The organism is Rothia sp. P5766 (assembly GCF_048513555.1).
Taxonomy (GTDB): domain Bacteria; phylum Actinomycetota; class Actinomycetes; order Actinomycetales; family Micrococcaceae; genus Rothia.
The window spans coordinates 96,528-115,415 of record NZ_JBLXXS010000006.1; the positions used below are offsets into that span (position 1 = coordinate 96,528).

Genomic DNA, 18,888 nt, shown 5'->3' on the forward strand with positions numbered 1-18,888 from the left:
CACCATTCTTGCCTGCACCTTTGCACCCTCGCTTTCTGATAGCCATCAGCCACGATATAGGATAGAAAAAGCATGTTTTCAGCAACAGAGACTCAAGGATTATTTGAACGCCCCGCCCTCACCGGCGGGTTCGTGCTGTTACATGCCGTCCCCGCCGCCCTGACCAGCCATATCCGGTGGAGCATCGAAAACACCCTCAAAGCCTCCCTCAAGCTGAGCTGGGAAGCCCAACCTGCCCGCCCCGGTTACCAGCGCACCGAACTTACCTGGACCGGCCCAGCAGGCACAGCCGCCCAGCTGGCTTCAGCCCTCCGCCAATTTTCAGATACCCACTTTGAGATCACCGAACGGCCCACCGCCACCAGTAGCGCCTTACGCATCATGCATACGCCCTCACTGGGCCTCTGTACACAGCCCGTTGACGCGCAGGGCAACTTTACCGTGACTGAAGACAGAATCCGCTACGCCTTTGAGCAAGCCGCCGGTGACTACAAGGCCCTCTACGACCAGTTTGCGCTCGCACTGGGCCAAGCCTGGGACGAGGAGCTTGAGCCACTTCGTTATAGCAAGAAGACCATCAATATCGCTCATATTAGGAGCGAAGGCTAAAAACCATCTGACTTTTCTCACACACAGATGTCAGTATGCAGGTAAGGGCGTTTTGAAGATGCACAGGGGCGGTCTTCCCCTAGTTGAGAAGACCGCCCCTGGTTATTGAACCCTAGGGTTTAGTTAGTTTTCAACGCTGCGGAAAGCGGCTACGGCGTTGTGGCCGCCAAAGCCGAAGGAGTTGGAAAGAGCAACGATCTCGCCTGCAGGTAGGTTACGTGCTTCGGTAACGATATCGAGCTCAACCTGGGGATCCTTGTTCTGCAGATTGATGGTGCAGGGGGCTTTGCGGTGATGAAGAGCAAGGACGGTCAGCACTGCCTCAAGGGCGCCAGCACCACCGAGCAGGTGCCCGGTCATGGATTTGGTGGCAGAGACAGCGACCTGATCGGTGTGATCGCCAAGGACTTCGCGTAGAGCCAGGGACTCGGGAATATCGCCCACGGGGGTGGAGGTCGCGTGTGCGTTGACGTGAACAACCTGTTCGGGGCTGATACCGCCGTCGGTTAGCGCTTCCTGGAGAGCACGGCTAGCACCGAGAGCTGCGGGGTCGGGCGCGGTGATGTGGTAGGCATCGGCTGATACACCGGTACCGGCAAGTTCAGCGTAGATACGGGCACCGCGAGCCAGCGCGTGCTCTTCAGATTCCAGGATCAGGGCGGCGCCGCCTTCACCCATGACAAAGCCGTCACGGTCGGTATCGTAGGGGCGTGAAGCGCCCTGGGGGTCGTCGTTGCGAGTAGACAGGGCCTGCATCTTGGCAAAGGCACCAATGGTCATGGGGTGGATAGCGGCTTCTGAACCACCAGCGATCACAACATCAGCCTTACCCGAACGAATCAGCATGAGGCCGATTTCAAGTGCTTCGGTCGATGAGGCACAAGCAGATACCACGGTCTGTGCTGAGCCGCGAGCCTTGAGGTTCATAGAAACTGCGGCGGCGTTAGAGTTGGGCATCAGCATGGGCACGGTCATGGGGAGCATACGGCGGGGCCCCTTTTCGCGCAAGGTGTCCCAGGCATCAAGGAGGGTCCATACGCCGCCGATACCGGTGCCGAAGGCAACCGCGGTCCGCAGCGGGTCGCACTCCTCAGCTGCTTCAGCGTCGGGGCCACTGAAGCCTGCATCCTGCCAGGCTTCACGGGCCGCGACCAGAGCGAGCTGGCCTGAGGGGTCAAGGCGCTTGGCTTCGACCTTGGTCAGACGGCCCGAATCAAGAGCGGAAACTGCGACTCGACCAGCAATAGAAACGGGGAGCTCGTACTTTTCAACCCAGTCTTCTTCAATGGTGCTGATACCAGAAACACCGGCAAGGGCCTTCTCCCAGGTCGTTGGGACGTCCCCACCAATGGGGGTAGTAGCACCGAGACCGGTCACCACAACTTTACGAGTCATGTTTGAATCCTTTGAAGACGAACTAAGGGTGAAAATAATAAAAAGGAGGTTGGGCGCGGCATAAAACCGGGCCCAACCTAACGACGCTTTTTAGGCGTTGGCAATGAAGTTGACGGCATCGCCTACGGTCTTGAGGTTCTTAACCTCTTCGTCGGGGATGGTGACGCTGAACTTCTCTTCAGCGTTGACAACGATGGTCATCATTGAGATGGAGTCGATATCCAGGTCATCGGTGAAGGACTTATCCATCTGGACGTCCTCTACCTCAACGCCGGTTTCTTCGTTGACGATCTCTGCAAGACCGGCAAGGATTTCGTTCTGATCTGCCATGATGGCTCCTTTTGAGAGATGACGGCCCTATAGGCCGCTTTTGACTTTACGCACCAAGCCTTAGGGCAAGGGTGGTGGCTGGCCACGGGAGTCCCGCTTAAGCCTCAACAATGAGTGTAGCTTCTAGCCCGCGCAAAGAGACGGTGTGACGCCACTAAAATTTTGAAATAAATCTAACATTTTTCAAAATATTGCGGCAGCCTGAGCGCCGTTTTTAGCGGTACCCTGCCGATAGGAGCTAGGGAAGGACGACGACCTGGGCTGCGAAGGCTAGGCCCGCGCCGAAACCGATTTGTAGGGCAAAGGTGCCGGACAGTTGGGGGTTCTCTTGCAGAAGCTGGTGGGCGGCAAGGGGAACCGACGCGGCGGAAGTGTTCCCGGCGCATTCAATATCGCGGGCAACCTCAACAGTCTCAGGTAGTTTGAGGGTCTTGACCATCTGATCGATGATGCGCATGTTGGCTTGGTGGGTGATGAGCGCACCCAGATCATCTGCGGTAATACCTGCGGCCTCCAGTGCCTTTTGAGCAACCTTGGCCATTTCCCAGACGGCCCAGCGGAAGACAGCCTGGCCGTCCTGGCGCAGGGTGGGCCAAATCTTTTCGCCCTCCTGCACTGGGTTGGCTATAAAGTCGCGGTTGCGGATATCGAGCATGGAGTGGGTCATGCCCACTGCACCCCAACGCTCGCCGTCGCTACCCCAGATGGTGGGGCCGATACCGGGAGTATCCGATGCTCCTACCACTGCGGCACCAGCACCATCACCGAGCAGGAAGGAAATGGATCGTTCGGTGTTATCGATGAAGTCTGAGAGCTTCTCAACACCGATGACCAGTACTTTATTCGCTAGGCCTGAGCGTACTAGCGCATCAGCCTGGGCAATACCGTAGCAGAAGCCTGCGCAGGCGGCTGATATGTCGTAGGCTGGCGCTTTTGACCCAACTGCATCGGCCACGATAGTAGCCAAGGAAGGAGTGGCGTAGGGGTGGGAGATGGTGGAGATGATGACAGCATCCAGCTCTTCCCCGGCAAGGCCTGAGGCTTCTAGCGCGTCCTGAGCGGCACCAATAGCTAGGTCGGCAACCGAAATCTTTTCTGAGGCACGGTGGCGGGTCTTGATGCCGGTGCGCTGAACAATCCATTCATCGGATGAGTTGATCGGCCCGGCTATATCGTCGTTGGTGACCAGGAGGTCGGGGCGGGCGGCACCGTACCCCAGAATACGGGAGTATCGGTTGGTCTCAACCTGCTGGAGAGTAGGCATGGGAGATCCTTTCGGGTGGGCTATGCGCTGAGCGCTTCTGTAAGTTCTTCAAGGTCGGCGGGGGTGTTTACTGCAGTGCTGGGGGTTCCGCGCATGGCTCGTTTAGCCAGGCCTATCAAGGTGCCAGCGGGAGAGACTTCAACGATGCGGCTTACCTGGTGGTTACCGAGAGTCTGCATGCAGAGGTCCCAGCGGACGGGGCGGGTGACCTGGGCGACCAAAGAGTCCAGGGTCTCCTGGCCACCTGCAAGAGCCTGACCGTCATAGTTAGAAAGAAGCTCAAACTGGGGCTGGGCGGGGCTGAGAGTCGCGGCAAAATCAGCCAGGGGTTCCTGGGCAGATGCCATGTAAGAAGTATGGAAAGCGCCGGCCACCTTGAGGGGAATCACCCGGGCCTTGGCCGGGGGGTTCTGAGCAAAGGTCGCAATGCTATCAAGGGAGCCAGCGGCAACAATCTGGCCGCCGCCGTTAGAGTTTGCTGCTGTCAGCCCAGCTGCTTCAATAGCTGCCCGGACGTCCGCTTCGGCGCCGCCTAGAACAGCGGCCATGCCGGTGGGAGTAGCAGCTGACGCGGCGGCCATACCGGTAGCTCGAACCTTGATAAAGCGCATGGCTTCTTCGTCGGTGAGTACACCGGCTAGGGTGCAGGCCGTAATCTCACCCACGGAGTGCCCAGCCAGAATGAGGTCCTGGCCCTTCAGCGCTGTGAGAGCCAGCCTACCGGTCACAAGGCCAGCGGCAACGATAAGGGGCTGGGCAATGGCGGTGTCTTTGATAGTTTCTTCGTCAGCTTCGGTGCCGTAGTGCACCAGATCTAGGTCTGCTGCCGCTGAGAGCTGCTCTAAGTGGTCGCGAACTCCCTCCAGCTCTAGCCACTGGGATAGGAAGCCGGGTTTTTGAGAGCCCTGACCGGGGCACACCAGTGCAATCACGCGATTTACCGCCTCAGTTCTTGAAGGAGACCGGATCTTTGAAGATTACCGGTACATAATTTCAAATAACTATCCTACTCCCCAAAGCCTGGTCAGGCCCCATCTCGACCTGCATCTTCTCAAAAGCCAATAAAGTTCACACAGCCACTTACACCCTATGCAGATAAAAGGCAAGCCCCCGAGGGAACTCGGGGGCTTGCCTGGGCCTAGGCAAGCAGAGCTATTGCCCTACTGCTTAGGCATCACCACCTGCGGTACCTGAGGTACCGGCGTTGATGTTGTTCAGATCGTACTGGGCGAATGCCTTGGCGGGCGCATCGGCGGGTACTTCGCCTCGCTTTGCCAGCATCTGCAGGGTACGGACGACAATGGACTCGGCGTCAATCTTGAAGAAGCGACGTGCGCCTGCGCGGGTGTCGGAGAAGCCGAAGCCGTCAGTACCCAGGGTTGCGAATTCGTTGGGAACGAACTGGCGGATACCGTCCATGAGGTCGGTCTGGTAGTCAGACACGGCCACGATGGGGCCGGTTGCACCCTCAAGCTGCTTGGCAACAAAGGGCGTGCGTGGGCTGGCGGTGGGATCCTGAAGGATTTCACGCTCAGCTTCTAGGCCGTCGCGGCGCAGGTTGGTCCAGGAGGTAACTGACCAGACATCGGCGGAAACGCCCCAGTCATCGGCCAGAATCTGCTGTGCCTTCTCTGCCCAGGGAACGGCTACACCCGAAGCGAGAATCTGGGCGCGGGGCCCGTCGTTCTTTGCCTCATGTAGACGGTAGATACCGCCAAGCAGGCCGTCAACATCGAGGTTCTCAGGTTCAGCGGGGTGCTGAATGGGCTCGTTGTAGACGGTGATGTAGTACATGACGTTGTGGTCTTCGTCCCCAGTGCCGTACATGTGCTCGATACCGCGCTTGACGATGTGGCCAATTTCGTAGCCGAAGGCGGGATCGTAGTGGATGACGGCGGGGTTGGTACCGGCCAGAATCGGCGAGTGGCCGTCTGCGTGCTGCAGACCTTCACCGGTCAGGGTGGTGCGGCCTGCTGTTGCACCCATAATGAAACCGCGGCTGAGCTGGTCACCGGCTGCCCAGAAGGCATCGCCGGTGCGCTGGAAGCCGAACATCGAGTAGAAGATGTAGACGGGAATCATGGGTTCGCCGTGGGTGTCGTAGGAGGTGCCGACAGCGGTGAAAGCGGCGGTGCCACCTGCTTCGTTGATACCTACGTGAATGATCTTACCCTCGGGTGATTCCTTGTAGGCCAGCATCAGTTCACGGTCAACAGCCAGGTAGTTTTGGCCGTTGGGGTTGTAAATCTTAGCGGTGGGGAAGTAGGAGTCCATGCCGAAGGTTCGTGCCTCATCGGGAATGATGGGGACGATGCGGTGGCCGAAGTCCTTCTCACGCATGAGGTCCTTGAGCAGGCGCACAAAGGTCATGGTGGTAGCGGCCATCTGCTTACCGGTGCCCTTGAAAGCACCCTTGTAGGCCTTCTCGGAGGGCAGGGTAATCTCGGGCTGGACATTCTTACGAGCGGGGATGAAGCCACCTAGTTCCTCACGGCGGGCCATGAGGTACTTGTACTCTTCGGAGTCCTTACCGGGGTGGTAGTAAGGCGGGTTGTAGAGGTCCTTCTCCAGCTCTTCGTCAGAGATGGGGATACGCAGATGATCACGGAACTGCTTGAGGTCCTCCATGGATAGCTTCTTCATCTGGTGGGTAGCGTTGCGAGCTTCGAAGCTAGCACCTAGACCGTAGCCCTTAACGGACTGCGCCAGAATGACAGTTGGCTGGCCCTTGTGTTCCATGGCGGCCTTGAAGGCGGCGTAGACCTTCTGGTAGTCGTGGGCTCCGCGCTTCATGGCCCAGATCTCGTCGTCGGTCATATCCGCAACCAGTTCCTTGGTCTCGGGAGTCTGGCCGAAGAAGTGCTCACGAATGAAGCCACCGGACTCTGCCTTGTAGGTCTGGTAGTCACCGTCCAGGGTTTCGTTCATGATGCGAACAAGCTCACCGGACTTGTCCTTTTCGAGGAGGGCATCCCACTCACGGCCCCAGAGAACCTTGATGACGTTCCAGCCGGCACCGCGGAAGAAAGCTTCGAGTTCCTGAACGATCTTGCCGTTACCGCGAACGGGGCCGTCCAGTCGCTGCAGGTTGCAGTTAACGACGAAAGTCAGATTGTCCAGCTTGTCATTAGCGGCAAGCTGGAGAGCGCCACGCGACTCGGGCTCATCCATTTCGCCATCACCCAAGAAAGCCCAGACATGCTGCTGGGAGGTGTCCTTGATACCGCGGTTATTCAGGTACTTATTGAACTGTGCCTGGTGGATTGCGTTGAGGGGGCCAAGACCCATGGATACGGTGGGGAACTGCCAGAAGTCGGGCAGGTTCCGGGGGTGCGGGTAGGAGGGTAGGTGGGTGCCCTGCTTGGTCTTTTCCTGACGGAAACCATCGAGTTGCTCTTCGGTGATACGGCCTTCGAGGAAGGCACGAGCGTAGTTACCGGGTGAGGAGTGGCCCTGGAAGAAGATCTGGTCGCCGCCACCGGGGTGGTTGCGTCCGCGGAAGAAGTGGTTGAAGCCTACCTCGTAGAGGGTTGCAACACCGGCATACGAGGAGATATGCCCGCCCACGCCGATGGTAGCTTTCTGGGCACGCTGAACCATGACGGCTGCGTTCCAGCGGAGGAATGCGCGGTAGCGACGTTCGATCTGCTCGTCACCGGGGTATTCAGGTTCCTGGTCTACAGGTATGGTGTTGACGTAGTCAGTGGTGGTCACCATGGGGACGGTGATTGACTTCTGGCCTGCCCGCTGCATGAGTGAGCGAACAATGAACTGCGCACGCTCGGTGCCGTGCGCTTCTACAAGGTCATCAAACGATTCGAGCCATTCGCTGGTCTCTTCGGGGTCGATGTCAGTGAAGCTATTGGTCAGTGCACTGAGAACGTGATCGTTCGTATCTGAGGGTCCCACTAGCCAACCTCTCTTTGTTGTAGGGGTCTGTGTCACCGCGGGGCAACTGTGCTGCCGATGGTGAACCTTTTGTCTTGTCTCATGTGCCAAGAGTTTTAGTCGCAGAGACAACTTCTCTTCTATGTTGTCACAAATTATCCCCTTTTAGGTCACGGTGACGTTGGTTTACCGGTGTGAAATAGCCGTCACTTAAGGTGGCTTGGGTTCAGCGCAAAATTTACCGGCAGTTTTTGGTCGTGTTCTGTTGATTTGATGGGCTGAAAAGTGTTCAGTAGGTACTGATAGCAGGGTTGTATAGCTTTGAGGGCCGTTCCACGATGCGGGCCTGGGAGCTAAGGACCCTAACGGTTTGATTTTGGAGGACGCACGTGAGTGCCACTGGTGCTGCACAAAAACTGACACTAGAAATGTTGGGCCTGCCCGAAGACGGCTTGGTTCAAGAGTTCGGTTATGACGACGACGTTGACTTTGATCTTCGAGACTCTCTAGAAGATTTGTTGGGTTCTGAGTTGCTGGATGAGGACGACCAGGAAATTGTCGACGGTGTTCTTCTGTGGTGGCGCTCTGATGATGGCGACCTGGTTGACGGGCTGATGGATGTGCTTGCCTCTATTGATGATGGGGGTGTGATTTGGTTGCTGACACCTAAATCCGGTCGTCAAGGTTATGTTTCTCCGGCAGATGTGTTGCATGCGGCTCCCTTGGCAGGGCTTAGAGTGACCACCACTGAGTCCTTGGCTCAGGAATGGACTGCTACCCGTCTGATTTCCCACCAGGGCAAGTAAAGTGTGAGTATCGAAGGGCCTCTAGTAAGGGGCCCTTCGGCTTTCTGGGGAGTGCTTGGAAAATTTTTTGGAATTTTTTTACCCTGAATATATTCCCATGTCAGGGCAGTATAATGCGGGGTTTTTGGGTAAAAATGGGCAAAAAATGACCTAAAAATGGTCAGGTGAACCCCTTTTCGATTTGCACAGCCCTTTAGGACTGCGTAGAGTATTACCTGTCGCCGCGAGAGATAAGGCGGAAGACACATGGGTCTTTAGCTCAGCTGGTAGAGCGCCACGTTTACACCGTGGATGTCATCGGTTCGATCCCGGTAGGACCCACCAAGAAGCCCCGCACCCTGTGCGGGGTTTTCCTTTTATTAAGATTTATCAGGGGCTAAAAGCTCACTCACCTGATGAGCCGCCCTGACACCTCGTGTCCCTAGGTGACGGAAGAAAGCCATGAATCGTAACTTTAAACCCAGAAACTTTACAGCAGTCTTTCTGTCAGCCACCTGGTTGGCAATTTCCCTCTTCTTCATAGGGCAAGGCACTCTCGTAACCCTCTGGTCAATCTTCGCTGTAGTTGCCCTAGTAATTGGCGCTGCTGCCGTCTGGGTCCTCTTTAAGGACACCTATAACAGCTAGCTGATTAGAGGCTGGGGGAGTGCGCCCGTTCCCTCCCAATATGTGAAAGTTTTATTTGTCTCAGTCGGCCTGTAAATACAAAAGACAGTAACCGGCGTAGTCTTTAAGACATGACTAAAAATAAGACTGCACAGAAGGCGCAGATTGGCGTAACCGGCCTGGCTGTTATGGGCGCTAACCTAGCCCGAAACCTGGCCCGCAACGGCTACACCGTTGCCCTCCACAACCGCTCTGTTGAAAAAACCGATGCCCTCCTTGAAGCCCACGGTTCAGAAGGTGACTTTATCCGCACCGAGACGCTCCAGGAACTGGTTGACTCCCTGGAGTCGCCCCGCCAGATTCTGATCATGGTCAAGGCCGGCGGTCCCGTTGATTCCGTCATTGACCAGCTGGTACCCCTTCTCGATGAAGGCGACGTCATTATCGACGGCGGTAACTCCCACTTCCCCGACACCATCCGCCGCGAACGCGCACTGGCTGAAAAGGGACTGCACTTTGTCGGTATCGGCGTCTCAGGTGGCGAAGAGGGCGCCCTGAAGGGTCCCTCCATCATGCCCGGCGGCTCCGCCAAGGCCTACGAATCCCTCGGCCCCCTGCTCGAAAAGATTTCCGCCAAGGCACCCAACGGCGACCCCTGTTGCGCATGGATTTCCACCGACGGCGCCGGTCACTTCGTCAAAATGGTTCACAACGGCATCGAATACGCAGACATGCAGGTTATCGGCGAAGCCTACGACCTGCTCCGCACCGTTGCCGGAGTAGAGCCCGCCGAGCAGGCCGAAATCTTTAAGCGTTGGAACACCACGGACCTGAACTCCTACCTCATCGAAATCACCGCTGAGGTTCTGGCCCAGGTCGACGCCAAGACCGGCAAGCCTCTCGTTGATGTCATCACAGACCAAGCAGGCCAGAAAGGTACCGGTCTCTGGACTGTTCAGGCCGCACTCGACCTCGGCTCACCCGTCTCAGGCATCGCTGAGTCAGTCTTCGCCCGTGCGCTGTCTTCATCAAACCCCGCCGCTCGCACCCAGGCACAGGCAGAATTGCCCGCAGGCCTGATTGCGGCCACCGCGGTAGCCGCTGGCGATGAGGAATTTATCGAGGACGTCCGCAAGGCACTCTTCGCCTCCAAGCTCGTCTCCTACGCCCAGGGCCTCGACATGCTGACCAAGGCAAGCAAGGAATACGGCTGGGATCTCAAGCTCGATGTTATCGCCGGTCTCTGGCGCGCAGGCTGCATCATCCGCGCTGAACTGCTCGGTGTCATCATGGACGCCTATAAGGACCAAACCCCTGCCAACATGCTGCTGGCTCCCGGCTTCAAGAAGCTGCTGGAAGACCTGGTTCCCTCATGGCGCCGCGTTGTGGCCAAGGCTACTGCAGAGGGAGTTCCCGTCCCCGTGTTTGCATCCTCATTGAGCTACTACGACGGCCTACGCCGCAAGCGCCTGCCCGCTGCCCTGATTCAGGGTCAGCGTGACTTCTTCGGGGCCCACACCTACGGTCGCGTTGATGCTGAGGGCATGTGGCACACCGAGTGGAGTGGTGACCGTAGCGAGATTAACGCCGAGGACTCCCACACCCACTAGGGTTTGCGCTTGGCAGGTTTCATGCGCTTCCGTGCAGGCCAAGATCCCAAAAGGCCAGCCACGCATCAGCTGGCCAGGCAGGTCAGTGGGTGAGCTTGACCGGTACTAAATATCAAGAAGCCCTACTCCTTTACCGGGGTAGGGCTTCTTTCTTAGTATTTAGATCCACATGGTGGGGTCTACATACTCCACCGCATCAACCAGGGGCTTCTTAGCGTCGGGGGTTCGGGGTCGTGAGCGCGCCGGAATGCCGGTAATAATCGAATCAGCCGGGTGGTCATGCACAACCACCGAGTTACCGCCGATTGCTGAGTCAGGGCCAATCAGTACCGGCCCTAGAACCTTAGCACCGGCGCCCACCGTCACTCGGTCACCAATGGTGGGGTGGCGTTTACCCTTCTCCAAGGAACGGCCGCCCAGGGTCACACCGTGGTACAGCATGACATCGTCACCGATTTCCGTAGTCTCACCAATCACCACGCCCATACCGTGATCTATAAAGAACCTACGGCCAATAGTTGCGCCCGGGTGAATCTCAACCCCGGTCAAAAACCGTGCCAACTGGCTAAGCGTACGCGCCAAACTCTTGGTCGATTCACTCTGCCATAGCTTATGGGCAAGTCGGTGAGCCCAAATAGCGTGCATCCCCGAATAGTTAATGAGGATTTCCAGGTGGCCGCGGGCTGCGGGGTCATGGGTACGCACTGTCTCAAGATCTTCTCTCAGTCTTGACCAGAAACTCATAGGCCTTCCCTTCCTGTGACTCGCATGCCACTTTCATGTTGAACTCTTTAACGCTCAGGTAGCCCAGCATATTCCGGTAGGCCCCAAAAAATAACTGGGATCGACTCTCTGCTACCTGGAGGGCCCGGCGTAATGCACAAAAAAGGGGTGCCCCCTAACCGTAGCAAAGGGGCACCTGGTAGCCGTGCAAAAAGTCTCGTCTTAGCCGCGAATATCCTCGTAGAGCAGAGTTGAAATGTAGCGTTCACCAAAGTCAGGAACAACAGCTACAATCAGCTTGCCAGAATTTTCGCTCTTCTTCGCCTCTTCAAGAGCAGCCCAAACAGCCGCACCGGAGGAGATACCACCCAGGATACCTTCCTTGGTGCCCAGCTCCCGTGCAGTGCTGACAGCATCTTCGATAGTCGCATCAGCAACTGCATCATAGATCTCACGGTCGAGGGTATCGGGAACAAAGTTAGCGCCCAAGCCCTGAATCTTATGGGGGCCAGCCTTACCCCCAGTCAGTAGCGGAGAATCCTTAGGCTCAACAGCAACAACCTTGACCTTAGGGTTCTGCTCCTTGAGGAACTTGCCAGCACCTGAGACGGTGCCGCCGGTACCCACACCGGCAACAAAGATATCAACCTTACCCTCGGTAGCTTCCCAGATCTCGGGGCCGGTGGTCTTATAGTGAATCTCAGGGTTAGCCTCGTTGGAGAACTGCGAGGCAAGAATAGCATTCTCTGTGGAAGCCACAATCTCCTTTGCCTTCTCCACCGCACCGCGCATACCCTCTGAGCCGGGGGTCAGGACAATTTCGGCACCGTAGGCACGCAACATGACACGACGCTCGTTGCTCATGGTCTCGGGCATGGTCAGAATCACCTTGTAACCGCGTGCCGCACCGACCATAGCCAGAGCGATACCGGTGTTACCCGAGGTACCTTCGACAATGGTGCCACCGGGCTTGAGTACACCCGCCTTTTCGGCGGCATCAATAATAGCTACGCCGATACGATCCTTGACCGAGTTAGCGGGGTTATAGAATTCCAGCTTGACGGCCACATTCCCCGGCAGGTCAGCATCGAGACGGTTCAGACGCACAATCGGGGTACGGCCTACGACCTCGGTGATGTTCTTGTAAAGCTGAGTCATGAGGCAAGCCTTTCAAATAGGTCAATGAATTCGCTCCCTAGTCTACGAGAGCACACGCAAGAGCTTTACCCTTTAAGAAACCTAGCGTAACTTTTCCTTGCCGCAGCAAGTTTTGGGTTAATCACTGCCATGCAGTAGCCCTGGTAAGGGTTGAGCGCATAGTAATTCTGGTGGTAGTCCTCAGCCTCGTAGAAAGTTTCTAGCGGCTGGACAAGGGTCACGATGGGGGAGTCCCACAGGTTCTGGGCTCGACGAACAGCATCTTGAAAAAGGTTCTTCTCCTCTTCAGAGGCATAGAAGAGGGCGGAACGGTACTGGCTGCCTGCATCGGCCCCCTGACGGTCCCAACTGGTGGGATCGTGCGAGGCAAAGAAAATATCGAGAACGGTTTCCTCCGGGATTACCGTCTCATCAAACTCTACCTTGACCACCTCCACATGCCCGGTTAGCCCTGAGCAGACCTCCCGGTAGGTGGGATCAGGGGATGTGCCCCCGGTGTACCCGCAGATACTGGCGGTAATTCCCTTAAACTGGCGAAAAACGGCGTCAATGCACCAGAAGCATCCGCCGCCTACAACAAAACTTTTCATACTCTCCTCAACTGCTCACAATGCCCCTTTATTCCCGTGAGCTGAGCACCGTGGAAGAATAAGGGCTATGACTGAACTATTAACCCCGACCTTAGCTCATATTGTCGAAGCCTTTCACCAGATGTTCCCCCCTCAGCTTGCCGAGGGCTGGGACGCCGCAGGACTGGTCTTAGGCAGAGCTGATCGCCCCGTCGACCGTATAGGTTTTGCTGTTGATGCAACCGTAGCCACGGCACAGGAAGCCGCGCGGGAACAGGCAGGCCTGCTCATCACCCACCACCCACTTTTGCTGAAAGGAGCCTCTTTCCTCCCCGCTACAGACTACAAGGGCGAAATCGTTCATACTCTCATCGAAGCTGGCTGCGGTCTCTTGGGCGCTCATACCAACGTCGATTCAGCCCCTCACGGCACCAACGAAGCATTTATGGACTGCCTGGGGATTACCGACCGGCAGATACTAGCCGATGAAAAAAACGCATTGATCTCGGGAACCGAAAGAAGGGTAGGTATCGGTCGAGTCGGTAACCTACCCGAGCCCCTGACCCTGGCCCAACTGGCAGAAAAAATTGCAGTATTCCTCCCTGCCACAGCAGGTGGCCTCCGTATCGCAGGGAACCCCGAAACCAGCGTGCAGAAGGTAGCCCTGTGTACCGGGGCCGGTGATTCACTCTTTGCCCAGGCCCGTGACAGCGGGGCCGATGTCTACATCACCGCTGACCTGCGCCACCACCCCGCTTCAGAAGCCCGCGAACAGGCACTACTGAACGGCGGTAAACCCGCACTCATTGACTGCTCCCATTACGCCAGTGAATGGCTCTGGATGGAAGAAACCGCTCGGCTTCTGAGTGATGCCCTAGCCCAGCGCGGCTTCGCTATCAGCACCTACGTCTCAACCCTGAACACCGACCCCTGGGACTTCACCGTCAGCACCGGGTACACACCGGGTTCTGCCTCCACCGCCGGCTAGAACGCCCAGCAGCTAGAAAACATCCAAGGCCCCCAACTACAACATGCTCACAGCCCCACCCAAGAGGGGCTGTGAGCCTGCCTTACCCTAGGGGTAGAAAGGCTAGTCCCTGACCAGCAAGGTGAGCGTCCCCGCCTTCTTTGAGGTAGGAGCAACAAGCTCCACCTCAAAGGCGCCGCTGAGAGCTTGAACAAGTTCTTCAGCTTGCTCAAGACCGGTAAGCCCCTGTTCCACCACATAGCGGCCCAGTAACCCCCGGTAATGCTTGGCCATGTGCGAAACCACCTTACGGGCCCCATCAGCCTGCACCCGCTCCACCCGCACCAGCAGGTGGCGCGACGGATGCGGCGACCACACCTTAGCGTAGGCCGCTGACCGCCCATCAAGAATAAGCTGATCGCCCGCAAATTCATCAAGAGCATCAGCTAGCTCACCCTTCCAGAACTTAGCGGTATCACCCATCTCACCCAACTTGGTCCCCATCGACAGCCGGTAAGCAGGAATAGCATCAACCAGGCGCACCGCACCCCACGCCGCTGAAATCACTAGCACCGATTTATCAGCCCGAGCCCGCCCCGCAGCAGATAGCGACCCGTACCCAAAAGCCTCAAACAGGACCCCGCTATAGACCTGAGCGGCAGCCATCGCAGGTTCAGACCACAAACGGGTATTGCGCTCCACTTCACCTACTAGGGAAGCCCCAACCTTCAATATCTCCGGCGCCTCCTCTAAGGCACTGACACGAACCAGCTCATCAACAACAGCCTCACGAGCACCCGTCAAACACGGAAACGATAAATCACCCAGGCACACCGGCTCACCCACAGCTGCTGCAGACTTACCCTCAGACGGTGGAAACAAAATCAACATACCCACCATTGTAGTAAAGTAGGAACCCGGAACGGGACGCCCAGGCAATCGCGAGGCAACACCTCGAGGAAAGTCCGGGCTCCACAGCACAGGGTGGTCGATAACATCGACTCAAGGCAACTTGCAGGACAGTGCCACAGAAAACAAACCGCCCCCACGGGGTAAGGGTGAAAAGGCGAGGTAAAAGCTCACCAGTACCGCAGGTGACTACGGTAGCTAGGTAAACCCCACCCGGAGCAAGGTCAAACAGAGCGCGCCAGTAACTAGTGCGGTGAAGCGCTCGGGTAGGCTGCTTGAGCCCGCCGGCAACGACGGGCCTAGATGGATGATTGCCACCCCAGAAATGGGGGACAGAACCCGGCTTATCGGGCGTCCCGTTCTCTCTTACTTACCTATCTACCTACTGGGCGGTGTAGCTAGACCCAACACCCTTAAAGGTCAGCCCCGAGCCAGTTGGTGCTCAGGGCACAGCTCCGTTTGCCGGGCAGAACCCGGGGTGCTAGGCCCGTCGCTACAGACCACACGACCCCTTAAGGCATAAGGACGCCGGTGCCCAGCACCAGCGTCCTACACTCAAACTGCCAAATTAGTGGCCGAAAGGGTCAGGGTCCACACCGGGAACCCACGAGTTACCCTCAACGGTCCAGCCCTCAGCCTTAACAACCTTCTTGTACTTCTTGCTGTACTTAGCGTTCAAACGATTTACATACAGTTTGCCATCCAAATGATCCGTCTCATGCTGCATCACGCGAGCAAACCATCCGGTCGCCTCAAACTTTAGGGGATTACCGTGGCCATCAAAACCAGAAACAGTTACCCACTCAGCACGCTTCAATGGGAAAGAATAACCGGGGAAAGATAGGCAACCCTCAACCTCTTCATCGGGGTCAGGGTCAGTGGTAGCAATCTTGCCCAGAGTTAGAACCGGGTTCACCACCACACCAAGGGGAGGCACACCATCCTCATTCTCAAACTTATAGGTAAAAAGCCGCAGACCCACACCCACCTGCGGGGCAGCAAGGCCCACACCGTTCGATAATTCCTGAGTCTCATACATATCATCAATGAGCTGACGCAAGTCATCATCAAACACGGTCACCGGAGCTGCCGGGCGGTGCAGAACAGGGTTACCGTGAACAACAATAGGTAAAACAGCCATCGGAACAACCTCTCGGAAAACTGGGTAAAGGAAAAGGGCCACTACGGACAAACCGTAGCGACCCTCTCACTCGGGGTGATCGACGGGGGTTGAACCCGCGACCTCCTGGACCACAACCAGGCGCTCTGCCAACTGAGCTACGACCACCATGTGTTCAAGCCAAACCGATTCAACAGCTTGTCTTGGCAACGGATACTAGCTTACATGCGTCCAGGGGAACCTGCAAATTTTCCTACCCCAAATTGAGGTGATGGTTCTCACTGTAGGGTTGGAAAATGACTGTCTCAGCCAAGAAAGCTCAGCCCACCGTACAAGAGCTAGGCCGGGTTGATCTCCTGGCGGCTTTCAGCCACAGACTCAGCTACCCGCTGGCAGGTCGTACTATCCGGTCCGGGAGCGGTCACAAAAACCGTACCGCGGTAGTAACGGAGCTCATCGATAGAGTCCTGAATATCGCCCAAAGCACGATGATTCCCTGTCTTAGCAGGAGCGTTATAGGTTGCCTTCTCAAACCAGCGGCGAGAAAGTTCCTTGATGGTAGATACATCAATCACACGGTAGTGCAGGTAGTCCACCAGGGCCGGCATATCGCGTACCAGGAAGGTCTTATCGGTACCCACCGAATTACCGCCTAAAACAGCCTTACCCGGTTCGGGCACCCAGGCCTTGACGTAGTCCAGAACCAGCTGTTCGGCCTCCGCCATGGTCATACCGCCATCAAGCTCATCGAGCAGACCCGACACGGTGTGCATATTCCGCACAAAATCGTCCATCTGCTCAAGGGCCCGGGGCTCAGGCTTAATGACAACATCAACACCGTCGCCCAAAATATTCAGGTCCCCGTCAGTCACCAAGGCTGCAACCTCAATCAGGGCATCATTCTCTAAGGAAAGGCCCGTCATCTCACAATCAATCCATACGATTCGTTCATTTGAAATAGACACACCTCCAATCTACCCCAAACCGTGTGCAGGCTGGCCCGAACTCGGGAAATATGGCCCACCAGCAGAAGCTGTACTCGCTCAAGGCGTGAGCCGGGTAAAATCAGGTGTAATCTTCAGCCCGCCTAGGATGACCATGAGCCCCAGAACAGCGCAAATCGAACCCGGCAACCGCCCTGTACACCGCTATAACCCCAAGACAGCTAACTATGTGTCGGGTAGCCCACTACGTACCCTAATCGTTGGAACCATTGGTTCGCTCCTGGTCATGTTCGCCTCCTTTGGTGTGGGCTGGCTTGCCGATGCTTCACTTTTCCGACGCGTCGACTGGATTATTCCCCTGCGTTACACCGCTCCCGGTCTGGTAACCTGCATCGCCATGCTGGTGGTAGGTTCCATGATGCTGTGTCGAGAATGGCTCCGCATGGTTCAGAAGCTCATGGTCTGGGATTCGAGGGCAAAAAAATGGGCTACGGGTGCAGCGGTATGCTGGATCATTCCTCAACTTTTTGCTTTCCCGCTCTATAGCCGGGACGTTTTTTCTTACTTTGCCCAGGGGCGGGTGATGGCGTCAGGCCTCAACCCCTATGAGTATGGAGTCTCCTCGGTTAACAACTTCTTCCAATACGGGGCCGACCAGATGTGGTCTGAATCAGCACCGCCCTACGGACCCATATTCCTGGTGATTGAGAAATGGGTAGCCCAATGGTCGGGTAATTCAGTCGATACCGCCCTTTATCTCTTTAGGCTCCTTGCACTCATCGGCGTAGCCATGATTGCCTACTACGTTCCCAAGCTCGCTCAACTCCACGGTATCAACGGTATTCGCGCCAACTGGCTGGTGGTAGCAAACCCGCTCTTCATCGCAGCTTTTATTACCTCGTCACATAATGATGCGCTGATGACCGGACTGATCCTGGCCGGCGTTTACTACGCTGCTTCTAGACGCGATACCTTGGGTTGCCTTCTTGGCGTGACCCTGGTGACTGCTGCCGTTGCCGTCAAACCGATTGCCCTGGTAGCCCTACCCTTTATCGGGCTTTTCTGGGCAGGGCGTGGGGCAAGCTGGCCACGCCGCATCGTTTTCTGGGCACTCACCCTGGCAATTTCAATGGCCCAACTCGGTCTCATGGGCTGGGTAACAGGCCTTAACTTTGGCTGGGTTTCAGCCCTTTCCACTACCGGTGGGCAGTACATCTGGTTCACTCCCATCGGGTTCCTGGGACTACAAATTAACCAGATTATTGTGTCGATTACAGGTGATAATGCCCTGGCAAACGGTATTCGGGACACATTCTTCAACCTGGGCAAGCTCACTGGCGTGTTACTGGCAGTCCTGACTATGGTGTGCGGTAAAGACGAGAACCTGATTCGCAGGGCAGGCTTAGCCCTGGGCCTAGTTGTGGCCTTCTCACCGATGCTGCAATCCTGGTACCTGCTGTGGTTTATCCCACTCTTTGTTGTCTCTGGTGTACGAACTGACTGGCAACTTGACTTCTACTTCTTGACCACCATGTTCTTCGTTATCTATGCGGTTTCAGACCAGTTGGCTGTCTCGCCCTATCTGGATAATTTCGACCAAAACATGGGCCGTCTTATTGCCGTGGTCTTGAGTTTGGCTTACGCTTTCTGGCTGGTCTTCTTTGACCCAGCCACCCGTCGAGTCCTGCGAAGAGCCCAGCGCTCTTCCCTCTACGAGGTCAGTATCTAAGGAATAGGGGAGAGGCCCAAAAACTCGAACCGGAGAGTCCGCCCAAAGAAATAGCCCCTCACCAAGAGGTGAGGGGCTATTGTGCATAGCGCCCCAGGAGGGAGTCGAACCCCCGACCAAGAGATTAGAAGGCTCCTGCTCTATCCACTGAGCTACTGAGGCTAGCGCACTCAATATTAGCTCCTGGGCCAGAAAAAGTCACTTTGATGCGGTTCATCAGCACGTCTGATGTACCCAGCTACCTCTGCTAGGGAGCAAGTA

General features: G+C 56.5%; 17 protein-coding genes, 3 tRNA genes and 1 other RNA gene. 8 read left to right on the forward strand and 13 right to left on the reverse strand.

What is annotated here, in order from left to right; genetic code table 11:
• Positions 1-72: 72 nt before the first annotated feature.
• Positions 73-609 carry a DUF3145 family protein gene (locus ACN08V_RS04565; RefSeq protein ID WP_419104705.1) on the forward strand — a complete coding sequence of 179 codons (537 nt, stop codon included), beginning with the start codon at positions 73-75 and terminating at the stop codon, positions 607-609.
• Positions 610-732: 123 nt separating this feature from the next.
• Here ACN08V_RS04565 and fabF read toward each other — a convergent pair whose 3' ends face one another.
• From fabF to aceE, 5 genes are all read right to left on the reverse strand, one after another.
• A complete protein-coding gene (gene fabF / locus ACN08V_RS04570) occupies positions 733-2,004 on the reverse strand; it encodes a beta-ketoacyl-ACP synthase II (RefSeq protein ID WP_419104706.1) in 1,272 nt (423 codons plus the stop codon).
• Positions 2,005-2,094: 90 nt separating this feature from the next.
• Entirely contained in the window at positions 2,095-2,334 is a 240-nt protein-coding gene (locus tag ACN08V_RS04575) for an acyl carrier protein (RefSeq protein WP_419099527.1), read from the reverse strand.
• 238 nt (positions 2,335-2,572) lie between these two features.
• Positions 2,573-3,598 (reverse strand): beta-ketoacyl-ACP synthase III, encoded by a 1,026-nt coding sequence (locus tag ACN08V_RS04580; RefSeq protein ID WP_419104707.1) that lies wholly within the window; start codon positions 3,596-3,598, stop codon positions 2,573-2,575.
• 20 nt (positions 3,599-3,618) lie between these two features.
• The gene (locus tag ACN08V_RS04585) at positions 3,619-4,530 is read right to left on the reverse strand and encodes an ACP S-malonyltransferase (protein ID WP_419104708.1); all 912 of its coding nucleotides are present in this window, start codon (positions 4,528-4,530) and stop codon (positions 3,619-3,621) included.
• A 235-nt stretch (positions 4,531-4,765) separates the two neighbouring features.
• Positions 4,766-7,507 carry a pyruvate dehydrogenase (acetyl-transferring), homodimeric type gene (gene aceE / locus ACN08V_RS04590; protein ID WP_419099530.1) on the reverse strand — a complete coding sequence of 914 codons (2,742 nt, stop codon included), beginning with the start codon at positions 7,505-7,507 and terminating at the stop codon, positions 4,766-4,768.
• Between the two features lie 368 nt (positions 7,508-7,875).
• On the opposite strand from aceE, the gene ACN08V_RS04595 reads away from it, so the two are divergent.
• The 4 genes from ACN08V_RS04595 (at position 7,876) to gndA (ending at position 10,508) form a co-directional block, all read left to right on the forward strand.
• The gene (locus ACN08V_RS04595; RefSeq protein ID WP_419104709.1) at positions 7,876-8,292 is read left to right on the forward strand and encodes a DUF3052 domain-containing protein; all 417 of its coding nucleotides are present in this window, start codon (positions 7,876-7,878) and stop codon (positions 8,290-8,292) included.
• Between the two features lie 248 nt (positions 8,293-8,540).
• Positions 8,541-8,616, forward strand: a tRNA-Val gene (locus tag ACN08V_RS04600).
• Positions 8,617-8,733: 117 nt separating this feature from the next.
• Positions 8,734-8,919: a hypothetical protein gene (locus tag ACN08V_RS04605; RefSeq protein WP_419099532.1), complete on the forward strand. Its 186-nt coding sequence runs from the start codon at positions 8,734-8,736 to the stop codon at positions 8,917-8,919.
• 110 nt (positions 8,920-9,029) lie between these two features.
• On the forward strand, positions 9,030-10,508 hold the full coding sequence (gene gndA / locus ACN08V_RS04610; protein WP_419099533.1) for an NADP-dependent phosphogluconate dehydrogenase: 1,479 nt from the start codon (positions 9,030-9,032) through the stop codon (positions 10,506-10,508).
• A 159-nt stretch (positions 10,509-10,667) separates the two neighbouring features.
• Here gndA and epsC read toward each other — a convergent pair whose 3' ends face one another.
• The 3 genes from epsC to msrA form a co-directional block, all read right to left on the reverse strand.
• Positions 10,668-11,252, reverse strand: a complete 585-nt coding sequence (gene epsC, locus ACN08V_RS04615; RefSeq protein ID WP_419104710.1) for a serine O-acetyltransferase EpsC — start codon at positions 11,250-11,252, stop codon at positions 10,668-10,670.
• Between the two features lie 201 nt (positions 11,253-11,453).
• Positions 11,454-12,389: a cysteine synthase A gene (gene cysK, locus ACN08V_RS04620; RefSeq protein ID WP_419104711.1), complete on the reverse strand. Its 936-nt coding sequence runs from the start codon at positions 12,387-12,389 to the stop codon at positions 11,454-11,456.
• 65 nt (positions 12,390-12,454) lie between these two features.
• On the reverse strand, positions 12,455-12,979 hold the full coding sequence (gene msrA / locus ACN08V_RS04625) for a peptide-methionine (S)-S-oxide reductase MsrA (RefSeq protein WP_419099536.1): 525 nt from the start codon (positions 12,977-12,979) through the stop codon (positions 12,455-12,457).
• Between the two features lie 67 nt (positions 12,980-13,046).
• Here msrA and ACN08V_RS04630 point away from each other — a divergent pair, with 67 nt between their 5' ends.
• Positions 13,047-13,946, forward strand: coding sequence for a Nif3-like dinuclear metal center hexameric protein (locus tag ACN08V_RS04630; RefSeq protein ID WP_419104712.1), 900 nt, complete (start codon positions 13,047-13,049; stop codon positions 13,944-13,946).
• Positions 13,947-14,048: 102 nt separating this feature from the next.
• Here ACN08V_RS04630 and ACN08V_RS04635 read toward each other — a convergent pair whose 3' ends face one another.
• Positions 14,049-14,816, reverse strand: a complete 768-nt coding sequence (locus tag ACN08V_RS04635) for a YaaA family protein (RefSeq protein WP_419104713.1) — start codon at positions 14,814-14,816, stop codon at positions 14,049-14,051.
• Between the two features lie 32 nt (positions 14,817-14,848).
• On the opposite strand from ACN08V_RS04635, the gene rnpB reads away from it, so the two are divergent.
• An RNA gene (gene rnpB, locus ACN08V_RS04640) (RNase P RNA component class A) lies at positions 14,849-15,197 on the forward strand.
• Between the two features lie 205 nt (positions 15,198-15,402).
• Here rnpB and def read toward each other — a convergent pair.
• From def to orn, 3 genes are all read right to left on the reverse strand, one after another.
• On the reverse strand, positions 15,403-15,975 hold the full coding sequence (gene def, locus ACN08V_RS04645; protein ID WP_419099539.1) for a peptide deformylase: 573 nt from the start codon (positions 15,973-15,975) through the stop codon (positions 15,403-15,405).
• Between the two features lie 74 nt (positions 15,976-16,049).
• Positions 16,050-16,122, reverse strand: a tRNA-His gene (locus ACN08V_RS04650).
• A gap of 170 nt (positions 16,123-16,292) precedes the next feature.
• A complete protein-coding gene (orn, locus tag ACN08V_RS04655; RefSeq protein WP_419099540.1) occupies positions 16,293-16,919 on the reverse strand; it encodes an oligoribonuclease in 627 nt (208 codons plus the stop codon).
• Positions 16,920-17,052: 133 nt separating this feature from the next.
• Here orn and mptB point away from each other — a divergent pair, with 133 nt between their 5' ends.
• A complete protein-coding gene (gene mptB / locus ACN08V_RS04660; protein ID WP_419104714.1) occupies positions 17,053-18,627 on the forward strand; it encodes a polyprenol phosphomannose-dependent alpha 1,6 mannosyltransferase MptB in 1,575 nt (524 codons plus the stop codon).
• An 89-nt stretch (positions 18,628-18,716) separates the two neighbouring features.
• On the opposite strand, the gene ACN08V_RS04665 is transcribed toward mptB, so the two are convergent.
• Positions 18,717-18,789: transfer RNA gene (locus tag ACN08V_RS04665), tRNA-Arg, on the reverse strand.
• Positions 18,790-18,888: the final 99 nt, after the last annotated feature.

Coding starts and splice junctions, on each gene's coding strand:
- ACN08V_RS04565 (WP_419104705.1), top strand. CDS start 73: ATGTTTTCAGCAACAGAGACTCAAGGATTATTTGAACGCCCCGCCCTC.
- fabF (WP_419104706.1), bottom strand. CDS start 2,004: ATGACTCGTAAAGTTGTGGTGACCGGTCTCGGTGCTACTACCCCCATT.
- ACN08V_RS04575 (WP_419099527.1), bottom strand. CDS start 2,334: ATGGCAGATCAGAACGAAATCCTTGCCGGTCTTGCAGAGATCGTCAAC.
- ACN08V_RS04580 (WP_419104707.1), bottom strand. CDS start 3,598: ATGCCTACTCTCCAGCAGGTTGAGACCAACCGATACTCCCGTATTCTG.
- ACN08V_RS04605 (WP_419099532.1), top strand. CDS start 8,734: ATGAATCGTAACTTTAAACCCAGAAACTTTACAGCAGTCTTTCTGTCA.
- gndA (WP_419099533.1), top strand. CDS start 9,030: ATGACTAAAAATAAGACTGCACAGAAGGCGCAGATTGGCGTAACCGGC.
- epsC (WP_419104710.1), bottom strand. CDS start 11,252: ATGAGTTTCTGGTCAAGACTGAGAGAAGATCTTGAGACAGTGCGTACC.
- cysK (WP_419104711.1), bottom strand. CDS start 12,389: ATGACTCAGCTTTACAAGAACATCACCGAGGTCGTAGGCCGTACCCCG.
- msrA (WP_419099536.1), bottom strand. CDS start 12,979: ATGAAAAGTTTTGTTGTAGGCGGCGGATGCTTCTGGTGCATTGACGCC.
- ACN08V_RS04630 (WP_419104712.1), top strand. CDS start 13,047: ATGACTGAACTATTAACCCCGACCTTAGCTCATATTGTCGAAGCCTTT.
- ACN08V_RS04635 (WP_419104713.1), bottom strand. CDS start 14,816: ATGTTGATTTTGTTTCCACCGTCTGAGGGTAAGTCTGCAGCAGCTGTG.
- def (WP_419099539.1), bottom strand. CDS start 15,975: ATGGCTGTTTTACCTATTGTTGTTCACGGTAACCCTGTTCTGCACCGC.
- mptB (WP_419104714.1), top strand. CDS start 17,053: ATGAGCCCCAGAACAGCGCAAATCGAACCCGGCAACCGCCCTGTACAC.